Source organism: Halorhabdus salina (assembly GCF_013839425.1).
In the GTDB taxonomy this organism is placed as follows: Archaea; Halobacteriota; Halobacteria; order Halobacteriales; family Haloarculaceae; genus Halorhabdus; species Halorhabdus salina.
The window spans coordinates 1-13,582 of the sequence record NZ_JACDNP010000008.1 but is presented as its reverse complement, the minus strand read 5'-3'; the positions used below and the strand labels follow the sequence as shown (position 1 = coordinate 13,582).

The 13,582-nt window shown below is 56.9% G+C and carries 7 protein-coding genes; 6 read left to right on the top strand and 1 reads right to left on the bottom strand.

The window, feature by feature from the left end; all coding sequences use genetic code 11:
* The first annotated feature begins 499 nt into the window (after positions 1 to 499).
* From HZR20_RS10750 to HZR20_RS10730, 5 genes are all read left to right on the top strand, one after another.
* On the top strand, positions 500 to 8,275 hold the full coding sequence (locus tag HZR20_RS10750; protein WP_181686659.1) for a VWA domain-containing protein: 7,776 nt from the start codon (positions 500 to 502) through the stop codon (positions 8,273 to 8,275).
* Complete coding sequence (locus tag HZR20_RS14605) at positions 8,272 to 8,784, top strand: hypothetical protein (RefSeq protein WP_258560428.1); 513 nt, start codon at positions 8,272 to 8,274, stop codon at positions 8,782 to 8,784. Before HZR20_RS10750 ends, HZR20_RS14605 begins: the two co-directional genes overlap by 4 nt.
* Before the next feature lie 68 nt (positions 8,785 to 8,852).
* A complete protein-coding gene (locus tag HZR20_RS10740; protein ID WP_181686657.1) occupies positions 8,853 to 10,019 on the top strand; it encodes a hypothetical protein in 1,167 nt (388 codons plus the stop codon).
* Between the two features lie 8 nt (positions 10,020 to 10,027).
* Positions 10,028 to 10,762: a hypothetical protein gene (locus HZR20_RS14600; protein ID WP_258560427.1), complete on the top strand. Its 735-nt coding sequence runs from the start codon at positions 10,028 to 10,030 to the stop codon at positions 10,760 to 10,762.
* 149 nt (positions 10,763 to 10,911) lie between these two features.
* Positions 10,912 to 11,334, top strand: a complete 423-nt coding sequence (locus HZR20_RS10730) for a hypothetical protein (protein WP_181686656.1) — start codon at positions 10,912 to 10,914, stop codon at positions 11,332 to 11,334.
* On the opposite strand, the gene HZR20_RS14885 is transcribed toward HZR20_RS10730, so the two are convergent.
* Entirely contained in the window at positions 11,239 to 12,033 is a 795-nt protein-coding gene (locus HZR20_RS14885; RefSeq protein ID WP_449272333.1) for a helix-turn-helix transcriptional regulator, read from the bottom strand. The genes HZR20_RS10730 and HZR20_RS14885 overlap by 96 nt on opposite strands.
* Before the next feature lie 207 nt (positions 12,034 to 12,240).
* Here HZR20_RS14885 and HZR20_RS10725 point away from each other — a divergent pair, with 207 nt between their 5' ends.
* Positions 12,241 to 13,413: a hypothetical protein gene (locus HZR20_RS10725; RefSeq protein WP_181686654.1), complete on the top strand. Its 1,173-nt coding sequence runs from the start codon at positions 12,241 to 12,243 to the stop codon at positions 13,411 to 13,413.
* Positions 13,414 to 13,582: the final 169 nt, after the last annotated feature.

Sequence of the window (13,582 nt, the reverse complement as noted above, 5' to 3'; positions counted from 1 at the left end):
AAGACGTTCTACTGGCTCATTTCGGAGGTCCTCGGCCTCACGTGTTCTACTCTCAATCCTGATTCTTCGTATAGTTGGGGGCCCTCGAACGTCGACGATCTGATCGTCGGGTATACACGACCAGAGTCTCTCGATCATCTTGGTACTCACGTCCGTCCGCCAGGGCCAGGCCGGGATCTGGCAAGAGACGCGTATATAAATATAAGGTTATAGCTGTTAGCCAATATCAAAATATATTTGTGGAATGGTCATTGGATGAATATTTATGAGGCAGGGCTGCTACCGGCTACTGGTCGTACTGATCACACTGTCGCTCGTGACGACTCCGGTGTTCGGTGCGTATACTGCTAGTTCACCAGACGGATCTGACTCATCCGTTCCAGTTGAGGGCCGTGCATCCAGCGTCGTCGGTTCACAACTGGGTGGGGATGAGTCACCGCGAGAGGGGACTTCCACGAACAGAGTACTCGATCAACGGCCGGTAGGATCGCACAGCGGAGTGCGTGACAGACATCCGAAAACCGTCGTCCGCGGAGAGGCCGGGACCTTCGTGTCGTTCCCTGGATCCGAGTTCGGCGACGAGAACGTCACGATCTCTCCGTATCCAAGCGACGGAGGTCACGACCTTCCCAGTGTGAGCCCGACCGTCCGGATCTCGACCGAAAACCAGCCGTCCGGGGATCCGACGGTTTCGCTGCCGCTTTCCAGTTCGGTGAACGCGTCTGATTTCGACGACTTGGCGATCTATCACTGGAACGCGAACGGGATGGCCAGCGGCTGGCAACGTGTCGGGACGACCGTCGACGAGCAGTCTCTGCGTGCGAACGCGACAGTATCCTCACTCGGCGTTTTCACCGTCCTGAACGAGACAACCTGGAACGAGTCTATCCGGATACCACGACCCGACACGATCGCACCTGAGAACCCCGAAGGTGTCTACGTCGGTACCGACAACGGGACGTTCCGGAAAGTCACGACCGACAGCGGCGAGACAGTCTGGAATCGCTCGCTCGCCAGTGACGGGGAGACCGCTATCGCTGCCGATCCTAACGGGACGGTATACGCAGCGACAGACGAGACGTCCGTCGTCTCCCAGTTCGATTGGGTAGACGGGTCACGGAGTGAACGCGTCGAATTCCAGCGACATATTCACACTCTCACAACCGCACATTCCGGGAGTGTCGTCGCGGCGGCCACCGGGGATCGAGGGGGGAATGTCACCCTGGTCGACGCCGAACGCGGGTACCGTCCCTGGACACTGATTCACTTCAGCAAGCACGTGTCCGACTACAACATCGACACTGTCACGGAGGGCACTGACGGTGGGATCTACGCCGGGCTCTACTTCGAAAGCCGACGCGAACCGACGCGGCTTGTTCGATTGAACAGGACAGCACTCGAAACGCCGACCCAGGTTGGGGAAAACGACAGTATACTCACCCGTTGGGAGACGAGGCTCGAGGCCCGCTACATTAATGCTCTCCAGCAGCGAGGCGACCGTCTCTTCGTCGGAACGTCGACCGGCGTTTGGAGCGTCGGTACCGAGAACGGCACGACGTTGTGGTCGACACCGATTGACGGGGGTGTGTCCCGGATCGCGTTCGGACCGAACGGGACGGTGTACGCCACCGATGTGACTGACGAAGGAGTGAGACCAGATCTGATCCGGTTGGATCCCGAAACGGGATCGGTCCGCACCCGAACGACGCTACCGTTGAACGCGCAGACGACGGTCAGCGATCTGACGGTCGGGACTGACGGAACGGTCTACGTCGGATCGGAAACCGGGGCAGTGTACGATCCGAACGCCGAACGGAACGATACAGCCGAGAAGATTGAGACCGATACGTCGACGTCACAGACCCAGGTTCGCCCTGCTGTCCGGGAAAGATCCACATCGTCTGACCAACCGCCTCTTTCCAAACTCAGTGCCGGCACTGGGAACGCACTTCGCAACGAGTCTGCCAATCAAACCACAGTCTCGATTCAGGCGATCGAACAGCACATTACCCCGGACGACGGTCTGACTCTCCAGTTCTCCGCGGAGGGTGAAACCGCTGGGACGATAGAGCTCGAGACCACGAGCGGGCAAGTGCTGTTGCAGCGATCGGTGACAGCCATCACACAGCCGAAGCAACTCTCTGTTTCGGGGCTCCAGCCTGGAGAATACGTCGCGACGATCGAAGCGGAGGGAAGCGTTTCCAACGACTCGACGGGGACGATCACGGTTGAGGATTCGACCTCGACGGGAACGATCGAGATCTCGGTGCAGGCTGCCGATCGAAATATTACGGCGGGGGAGACACTCATCTTAGAGCTCTCCGCGGAGGAAGCGGTAGACGCGACGCTACGTCTCAGCGAAACTGACGGCTCAATGTTGCTCGAACGGTCCGTAACGGCGACAACGCAGACGTCACAGCTTTCTGTGCCGAACCTGAGCGCCGAGACGTACGTCGCTACCATCGAGGCAAAGTCGGGCAACGCGAGTGACTCGACGGAAGAGATCTCGGTTACCGGTATCGAGGACGGGAACAACACCGACCTCTCGGTGCAGGCTGTCGACCGCGACGTCACGACCGCCGAGGGACTCGTGATCCGATACTCTGCCAGTCAGCCGACTGAGGCTGCTCTCACTGTTCGAACGACCAACGATCAGACGGTTCTCCAGCAGGAGGTCACCGCCAGCAACCAATCGACGCGGCTCTCGATCGAGGACGTGACCGCCGGCGAATACGTGGTGGTTCTCGAGGCGCTCGAGGGCGACGAGCGTGACACAACCGAGCAGATTACCGTCAGCCAGTCTGACGGATCCGCGCCGACGGGGCTTTCGATCCAGGCGCTCCAGACGGAACTCACGACCGAGCAGAACCTGACGCTGGACTATAGCGCTGACGGGACAGCCGACGGACAGCTGCGAGTCGCGACCGCTCGTGGCCAGACAGTCGTGAATACGTCCGTCAGCGTCAAAGAACAGACCACGCGACTGACGATCCCCGGTCTGGGTGCTGGCGAGTACGTCGCGACGCTAAGCACCCGGGAAGGTGATCTGACTGCCAAAACGGAACGGATCACGATCGAGTCGGTCGGCGATCCAATGCTAAACGTCAGTGCGCCGCCGAACGAATTCACCCGGAGTGAACCGATCGAGTTACAAATCGAGTCGAACGCCCAGCGCAACGTGACGTTCGACGTCACGACGACGGACGGTGAATCCGTCCACAACGGCACGCTGTCACTTCCGGGTGGCGAATTGACGTTCCGATTGGGTAGCGTTCCGGCGGGTACCTACGTCGTGACCGTCCGTGCACAGGACGCCAACCTGACGGCGAAAACTGATCCGGTCACGATCCGCGTCGTCAATCCGCAGGTCTCGGTACAGCCGTCGATCGCTCGGCCTGGCGAGTCTATCACGTTCGCCTCGATGACCAACGAGTCCGGGCGGAGTGACTCGATCGTCGAGACCACGTGGGACTTCGGTGACGGAACGGTCGAAACCGTCGAAGGGGCACAGACGTCCCACACATACACCGAACCGGGCGAATACGAGGTCAACGTCACGATCGTCGATTCCTTCGGTGGCGGTAACGAGTACACTGTCACGAAGCGCGCCTCAGTCGGAAACAAGTCCGAATTCATTGATCCGAAGGGAACGGTCACGGCGATCGCGCCGAACGGATCCGTAAAGTGGCAACACGAAACTGACGCCGGCGTCACCGCGCTCGCGGAGACGACCGGCGTCGGGCCGGAGACAAACCCCGAGGGGGAGACGACACCGATCTGGTCGATCGACGTGCCGGCGGACAACCGGACGCAGATCGCGGCAGCGGTCCGAGTGACTGGGGCCGACAACGCGACAGGGACGTTCGTCGCATACAACGACGACAACAATCGAACTCGCCGGACGACGTTCAATCGGAGCACCTGGACGACCCTCCGGTTCCCTGCGACCGAGTTCGCCGGCGAGGAGATTACGTTGAGCGTCCGGGGTTCGGAAGGTGCCCAGGCCGAGATGGCCGACGTCCGTCTGCTCAGACACGCCGACGACGACAGGCTGCCGAACTACGTCGAACACGCGTCGTTCAAATTGCCGATCGGGCAAGGCAGGGAAGTATCCCTGGATCCGACGAGCAACGACACCGACGGCGACGGCGTCGTGGATCACCGGGAGGTCTACTTCCTCCCGGCGAACGGTTCGGCGCGGAGCCAGTCGATGCAGGTCGTCGGGGCCATCAGCGACCCGACGAGCGTCGACACGGACGAGGACGGCCTCACTGACGTCGAGGAACGGCTCTACAAGTGGGCCAATCCTGTGCTCGCCGACACTGACTGGGACGGAGTCTCGGATCCGAACGAAGATGTCGACGACGACGGACTTCCGATCGCCGCAGAGATCGAAAACGGGACCTCCCCGATGACAAACGATACGGATCGGGACCGTCTCTCGGATCGTGCGGAAATCGTGACGCACGGCACGGACCCAACAGTCGCCGATACCGACGAGGACGGGCTTGCCGACGGTGACGAACTCGCACTTCCGGCGGATCCGACCGATCCGGATACGGACGACGACGGGACTGTTGATGGTAACGAAACTTATACGAGCACGACGAAAAACGAGAGCGTCGGCGTCCGCGTCGACCTGACCGGACAGGGGAATCTGGCAGATGGGGTGACGGTCGGCGAGCAGACCGAACCGTTCGCCCGAGGCGATCGCGTCGCGAACATGAGCGTCTCGGAGATCGTCGAGATCGAGTCCGACCGGGATTTCGAGTCGGCGACCGTTACGATCGAGTACGACGAAACGTTGCGGGCGGCGGAAAACGAGTCGGACCTCGCGGTGATGACGTACGACCCCGAGAAACAGTTGTACGTTCCGTTGAACTCGACGGTTGATCCCGAGAACAACACTGTCAGCGCCGAAACCGAGCACTTCTCGACGTTTGCCGTGTTCTCAGTCTCGAATTGGATCGATGATGTCACAGCCCACGAGTCTCCGGAACGCGGTGACGCCGGTGTTGCCCAGCCGGTGGACGTCGTGTTCGCCATCGATTCGTCGGGATCGATGGGTGACAACGATCCCAATGGCTTCCGGAAGCGGGCTGGGACCGAGTTCGTCGGCGGGCTCATCGAGGGGGATCGAGCCGGTGTCGTGGACTTCGATAATTCCGCACACGTCGACCAATCACTCACGACCGACTTCGAGACGGTCAACGCGAGCGTTCGGAGCCTGGACGCCAACGGTGGAACGAACATCGGGAACGGCATCTCTCAGGCGAACCAGCATTTCGCAAGCGCAAGTAACGACTCGCGGGCGAAGGTAGCGATCCTGTTGACTGACGGACGGGGATCGGGCGGACGGTCTCAGGCCCGAACGGCGGCCGACTGGAACATCACGATCCACGCCATCGGGTTCGGCGGCGCCAACGGGGCGAAACTCTCCGATATCGCTGGAATAACCAACGGCACGTACCACTACGTCGACAGCGCGTCGGACCTCCCGGAGGTCTTCTCCCGGGTCGCCGGGGAACTCCCGGAGGACTCGGACGGAGACGGGCTGCCGGACGTCGCCGAGACGGAAGGAATTCCGATCGGACACGCTCACGAGGAATACCAGACGATCGAGACGGATCCCAACGACCCGGACACGGACGGCGACGGAATCGACGACCTGGCGGAGGTCGGCCCGCTCATCTCCCAGAACGTAACGGTCTCGACAGTGACCAGCGGCGGCGGACACGTCAGTTACGGGTCGACGACACAGGTTCACGTCGAGTACCGGAAACTCGACAGCGATCCGACGAAGGTCGACAGCGACGGCGACGGGTTGACCGATCGCGAAGAGCGTGACGGGTGGGAAACCGCGATAGCGTCCTCAGTAGACCAGGCGAACTCCTACGCCGAAGCAATCAAAGAGAACCCATCTTCGGCCGCTGACGTCCTCGATCAGGAGACAGTCACGTCCGATCCATTCACCGAGGACACCGACGGCGACGGTCTCGACGATCTGACTGAGCGGATAAACAAATTACACCCACGCAAAGCCGACAGTGACGGGGATACGCTCTCCGACGAAGCGGAGCACGTCTCGAAGGGCGAATCAACCGAGTTTGCGCCGGCGATATTCGACAGTGAGCCACCGACAGTCATCGTCCGCTCGATCGTTGCGGAGGACGTCGGACGGACATCCTACGATGTCTCGTTACGAGCGGCTGATGCAAGTGGACTCGCTGGTACCTACCTTCGAAAGAAAGGCGAGGAACAATATATTATCGAAGGGGATGGTCGGGATGAGTTTAGCTATGAGGTCTCGTTCGATGTCGAACGAGGCTTGCTGGAGAAGATCCAGGTCGGACTCGGTGGCTTCGTCACGGGCACGTCGGTAACGATCGAATCGTACGACATCCACGGCAACAAGAAGGTCCAGACGTTCCACGGGGCGGATTCGTTCGGACAGACCGCGAAATTGATCGGCAACGCACCGCTGCCGGGGGATGTCGGAAAACGCGAGGGCATCACGCTCATGAGTTTCTCCTCGGGTGTGACGACCTCCGGGAAGCAGGCGGTCGTCGAACTTGTCGAACTCGTGCTCCATCCCGTCGAGAACGCGAACCAGATGAAGGAGTTCGCCGGCTATATCACGAACAATCCGGGCGTGGTGTCGCGGATTCCGGAGATGATGGCCGAACAGATCGAAGACAAACAGCGGACGCGCAACCCGTTCCTGAAGGGTAACAGCGAGTACGACACTTTCCGGAAGAGCTGGTATACGGGCTACGTGACGGGGTCCGGCATCTCGATGGCCATCGGCGACAAAGGATCGAGCGCCATCGTCGGTCGCCTTTCCCAATCGAGCACGCGCATCGGCCGGGCGATGCGGGCGTTGAAGAGCGCGAGGGCGTCGCTGAAGGCAGGCGTCTCGACGAGGACGATGGCGCTTGCGGGTCGAATCAATGGCCGACTCCCCGACGTGGATGTCGATACCGGCCAGATAGCCAACCGCTTGAGCGAGGTCTCCCAACCGATCCGCCAGCGGACGACCAGACAGTTACACGATCTGGATGACGACACCTGGCAGTGGATCAACGACAACGGGATCGTCTACAAGTCCGCGTCGAAGGCCACCCGCGTCGTGCGGGCGACCGGCCAGACGGGGAAGCGAGCGCTACAGGAACTCGGGACCGACGGCCGGGCGGCACTGTTAGAACTTTCCGATCAGATCAAGACCGAGCGGGCGATCCTGCGAGCGTGGGAACGCGGCGAGATCGACACGGGGGAACTCGCCTCGACGTTGCGGCGATTCGACGGGATGGCCGATGACGAGTTTTCGATCGCAAACGGGATCGTCAGACGGAGCGACGACGAAGGGCTGGAACTTCTCCGACGTGGCGAGGTCTGTAACAGTCCCTGCAGAAAGATCGATGAAGTGCTGGACGACATCGACGACGCCTCGATGACGATTTCCCAGGACGACGTTGAGGAGGTGGGCGCGGTCCTGTCAAGAGAGGTTACCGACGGCGAGGTATCGCTCGACGACGCGGAGGAGTTGATCGGGGATATCGACTCTTTGGCAAGCAACGGCAGGGACGTCACGGATCTGTTCACCGAGAACCCGAACGTCGGAAGGAGTCTCGGGCGGGCATATGCCGCGGGTGATCTCGACGCGAGTCACGTCCGTCGGCTGGACGAGTTGGTCGACGCCGGGGACATGGATTCGGCGGATGTCCGTCGATTCTCCGAGATGCTTGAGCAGCGCGATAGTGATGCGTTGATCGATGATTCGATCGAGGCTGATGATCTGTTGGATGTTGCTCAGAAGGACAAATTGGGCGAGACTCGACTGTTGACCAAGCGAGATGGAGAAGTCATTCGATTACAGTCAGGAGACATTGAAAGTGGCTTAGAACATATCGAGGGTCGCCATGTCAATGGAAACATCGTCCGTCGACAGCAGGCCAATGGAAAAGACACCGGTGCCGCCTCGTTCTTCCCGACTGGTCGCAAAATCGAAGTTGACGGGAAGACGAAAGAGTTGCCTGACAAGATGAGTGACCAAGACGTACAAGAGCTAATATACGAAACGGTCGAAGAAGGATCAAGAGATCCCGGACGTGGAGATAGAATCCAGTACACGCTCAAGCCATCAGATAATGGATACGACTACGGTGTTGAGCGTATGAAAGTAATCGTAAATGGCGATGGGTCGATACATACAGGTTATCCAAAGTCTGGAAGTGCAGTAGAAAAATGGTCTTTCCCGGCCGATGATTGGGTATGAACGAGGTTTCACTGGTGATTGACTTTGACGAACGGGCACAAAGAGGGTTTGAGAAAGGAAATTTCAACGTCTCGGTCGGTGTTAGACTGCAAGTCGGGGAAACATACATCCTTGGTAGTTCCGACGCTTACACCAGAGATTTCATCGAACCCTACGTGATCGGGCTTCTTGAAGGTGCCATAGCCGCCCTTGACGAAGAGAGATACGTATTTGACTATTACATCGACGCAATGTATCTCGTGTTCGAACCGGTGGACGAGGGCCGGACAAATCTGGCGTTCTGTTACAGCGAAGAGGCTGTCGAGAACCCGGATTACCGTGGCGAACAATCGCCAAAACTCCCCGAACCGGAAGCTGTCGCGCCGACTCGAGAGCTCGCTGTGGCTATCGCTGACGGAGCTCAGACATATCTCGATACTATCCGCGAATACGATTCCGATGCTGGTTCCGATTACGTCGAACCGCTGTTAGATGAGTTATGTGATCGGATCGACAGCATCGGGAAGTAACTGATTGGCACCCAACTTTTGGCGAATTTCGCGACTGATTGGCCGTCCGCCAGCGGACGACCAGACAGTTGCGCGATCTGGATGACAACACCTGGCGGTGGATCAACGACAACGGGATCGTCTACAAGCCCGCCTCGAAGGCCACCCGCGTCGTGCGGGCGACCGGCCAGACGGGCAAGCGGGCGCTACAGGAACTCGGCACCGACGGCCGGGCGGCGCTGTTGCGACTCTCTGACGATATTGAGACCGAGCGGGCAATCCTGCGGGCGTGGGAGAACGGCGATCTCTCAACGGAGCATCTCACTACCGCGTTGCGACGCGTCGAGGAGATGAGTGTCACCGAGCGCCGGATCTACAAACAGATGGCGCGCGTGTCCGGCGACGATGCAGTAGAAGTGATGGCCAAGAGTGACGGGCCGGCGCGGCGCGTGATGACTGACGGCGGTGTGGACATGGACTTCCGGGAGTCGATAGCCCGAGCAGCCGACAGTGACGCGACCGACTCGTTCGATGAGATCGACGATGCAGTTCGCAAGATAGATGATCTGGATGGCGAGGCGAACGTCCGGGCCAGAGAGTTAGTCGACGAGACTGACGGGGCCGGGGTCAAGCTCGTCAACGAGTTAGACGACGACGGACTTCAGCACGTTTTCAACCTCGACATCGACGCGGCCGATGCGTTCCGCACGGCCGCCGCGCGACACGTCGATGCGGGGTACGCCGACGCTGACGAGGTCGCCGAATTCGCCAAACATGCCGACAATCTCGACGGGATCGACGGCCTGAAAAGCGGTCCTGTCGATGACTTTGTGAATGCTGGAGTCTCTGGGAACATCCGTGGTGCCCTCGACGAAGTGCGCCGGGCCGACGAAATCGGGGCTGGGAATATCCAGCGGATGAATCTTGAAGTCTACGACGGGAAGGACCAAGTTGGAGAGCTAGATATTCAGGTTAAGTCCGGCAAAATCGTCGAATCTAAGGGTTCGTTTGGCTATCAGAAGGATGAGATAGCCAGCCAATTTGAAGGAAAGTTAAGTGCCATGCGGTCTCATTCAGATGTGAAGCTCGATGGAAATACTCTCGAGATCCGGGCAAACAAGATAGGCGATAAAAGCCTAGTAAAGTCTCAGATCGAGAAATGGGAAAATAAAATTGCGACTTCCAGCGAATGGAGTAACGCCGACGTGTCGATTCAGGTTATAGATGAAAGTGCGAACACGATCATAACCAGATAGGATAAATGATGAGAGATTACGACTGGATACAAATTGCATATATATTCGATACAGAACCATCGTATGACACCTACAAATCATTCTTTAGAGAAGTGGAGAGATATCTGAAAATATCGGATGAATTCAATAGTATTGGATTAGATTTGGAGTGTGAAGAAAAAAAGAGCAGCTGCGGTGAAATAGCTGAAGAAGCTGCACAATTGGCAACCGAGGAACCATCGTTTCGCGTGAAAATATCGACAGAATGGGATAATGTAACAGCCTCATTTGATAAGGATGGTCTTGGGTTCCCCAAATACGAATTAACACCATATCTGACTTTCACAACGTGGATCTATGCACTCAAGGACACTGATATCAAAGAGCACCAAGAAAAAGTTGAAGAATATCGGAACAATTTCGCCAAGATCCATCAGTTTGCAGCGAATATCTTCGACCCAAAATGGGGCTTTGGCCGCCGCGGTGGCCTCGCAATCGGAGATGACGAGACGGTCGAAGAACTTGCCGATCGAACGCGTCCGCCACTGCACGAGTACAACGTTTTCCGGGAGGAAACGGTCGAAGCGATCGGTCGGGAGCAAGTCCTCTCGGCACCGGCGTACTACGTCGAGGAACTCGATTCAGGGGGTGTCTTCATGGCAGTGACCGAGCCACCCAAGCAATGTGGACACGAAGACCAGCCGTGTGAGGAGGTTGCCGAGCAGTTAGGTCTCTCGCTGGCGAAGACAAAACGCTATCACTGACGCTTCTCTTTGACTCTCTTGACCTACTTTCGAGAAGCAGCATCGCGTTAGTGTAGTTCGACGACGTAACAGGCGGACAACTCAGAGCCTGGAAACGCGGTGAGCTGTCGGATGGGCAACTCTCGACGGCCCTGCGACGGACCAACGCGATGGATGCGAGCGAGCGACGAGCCTACGAGGAAGTGATAGAAGCGACTGGCGACGACGCGGTCGAAGTGCTGGCCAAGAGTCACGGACCGGCAAGGGAACTGGTGGCAGACGGTGAGAAAGAGATAGGGTTCCGTAAAGGCGTCGCCCGGGCAGCCGACAGTGACGCCATCGACTCGTTCGATGAGATTGACGATGCCGTTCGCAAGATCGACGAGTTGGATATCGAGGCGAAGTCCTCGGCGACAGAAACCTACCAGAATTGGCAGCAGGAAGGGTGCAAATCGAGACGACGAACAGGAAAGCCAACTCAATCTATAGTTGTACTATCAAAGGGAGCGAGGGACGGTTCGCTCCCAGACGTTCTCAATTCCTTCGGCCCCGTGTTTCACCTGCTCATATTGCGTAGTCGCCCATTCTACTGATTTTTCTTTTTCATTGACTAAGACTCCGCGAACCCCCTGTTCGGTGAAGATGACAACTGCTGCTTTGATCGAGTCCACGAGCCAGATACCGTAGGAAAACGGAATCGAGCTACGGAATAGATCCACTCCGGTGTGTCCCAGTAAATTTGGAATGAATTCTGGAAACGATGCACGAATCTTTTCGAGCTGTTTTTCTGTGAATACTATTTCGAGCGATTCGATCGCACCGTCGACAACGTGATGGTGAATCTGTCTGGCAAAGCCAGTCGTGAGAGTCGGTGTAGCGACACACACTTTTTTCGAACTGTCTTCGAAGTCAAATAGCGTTTGAAGGACTGCGTCCGGAACTGACGACTCGGCGGTGTGAACTTCCGCCCCCTCGAGGAACTGGCTACTGAGAGAGCATTCATATGATTGGTCTTGAAGCAAGGATGCAGCCTCTGAGAGGTTCCTCAAACGCTCTCGATAGTCTGCTCTAGCTTGGTAACTGTATCGGCCGAGCAATGTCGGTTTCCAGATACCGTCTTCGTATTTGCCGAGTCCCACATCGGCGAGTTCACGGAGTGAACGGTTTAGCGTCGATCGGGAACATTCGACGATGTCTTCGAGCTCAGATTTTGGCCGAGGCTGTTCAATTAACGCTTGTAGATGATGTGACCGTTTCGAGAGTACGTTGTCAAGTTCGCAGCTGGAGGGCATGTCTCCCTGTTGTCTCTGTGATGGATAAGTATCTAATGAATATAATACATTATATATTTGTATTTTTTAGTTATGTATTTGTTGGTGGGCACCCCCACAACCTGAGTCCGGGCTCAAATGGTGAAGTCCTCCCCCACCGGTTCGAAATAGTTTCACCAAATAATGTGAATGCAACTATAGGTATTGTTGCGAGCGTGGTGTTCCCACGTGCCTGAAGACATTAGAGAGACCACGGATGTATCGAAGCCGTCCCAGACACAGACTCATTCTTCGACTGGAGAATCCAGCAAGTTCAGTCGGAGGACCATTCTAAAGGGGATCGGAGCTGTCTCTACAGCGGCGGTGACTGCGAATGCACTTGCCTCGACCGCAGCTGCCGATGACACGCCAACGACTGAACCAAAAACTCCCGGTTGGGCTGTTGGCAAACACGATAGAAACCAGAAGCGAGGGCGCACAGCGCGAAACTACGAACTGGGTGCGGTTCTCCAGTACGAGGGGTACGATCCTGACACACACGAGCACACGTTTTCGATGTCGTGGTCAGGGTTTTGTTCGATTCGTAACGACAGAACTGTCCAGTCAGACGGGATCGGCGGGCAGTTCTTACACATTGACTGCCCAGAGTCCGTAGAGCACTTGGGTCCGAAAGGGGATTCGAACAAGAAGGGGATCGGACCAGTCGATCGGGAATCCGAGTACAATCCTGGCTATGGAAAACTCTTAGCTACAGCTGTTGGTGTGTCTGCGATCCCAAAAACGCCGATCCCGGCAGGTGGTTTCGCTCCAGGATTTCTAATGGCAGGCTCAGACATTATTTTGGACTATTTGGTCTTTAACGGAGCCGAAAAGCCTGACGGGTACTGGATTCACGAAAGTTATACCGATGCCACCCAGTACGAGATCATTCATGGAGAGCGCGTTGAACAGGCATGGGGGTTCTACAAAGATTTCCGCCTGAAAGATCCATCTCCAGATGACTCGGACCCATCAGTCGTACGCATCGCCTGTGGCGAGGGTGAGTTTGGTGGAACTGGAGAATTAGTCAGCAACCCACCCGGTGATGTTGAGTATGGTCGTCAATATCTGAGGGAACAAGCACTCACGGATTCGGTATGGTATCAAGGTGATAAAGGAGCAGGTGTCGAATTCGAGTTGTATCTTGACGGAGAAAATGGTGTCCGTGTGAACTCACCTGTCTTCGAACCTATTTACAGCTTTGACTCCATCGCTGCAGACTATGATAAAAATGTCAACGGACGAATATCAGAAGAAGAGCTCGATGAAGCGAAAGCGGATTGGGAGAACGACGAAATCAGCAATGTAGAGCTCAATCACGTGACCAGTGCTTACTACCGAACGCAGCGACGAAAAAGGTAAATCTGCTCTGAGTTGATAAGGTATTTATAATCTATACATGCAATATGCAGTGTAGTTAGACTCAAATAACGTCAAGGAACCACTAGAACCTCTTAATCATACACTTTCAAACATGGGACGGCTTATCGCAGAAACACGTCTTGGACAGTTCTTTCAATTTTTAGGATGG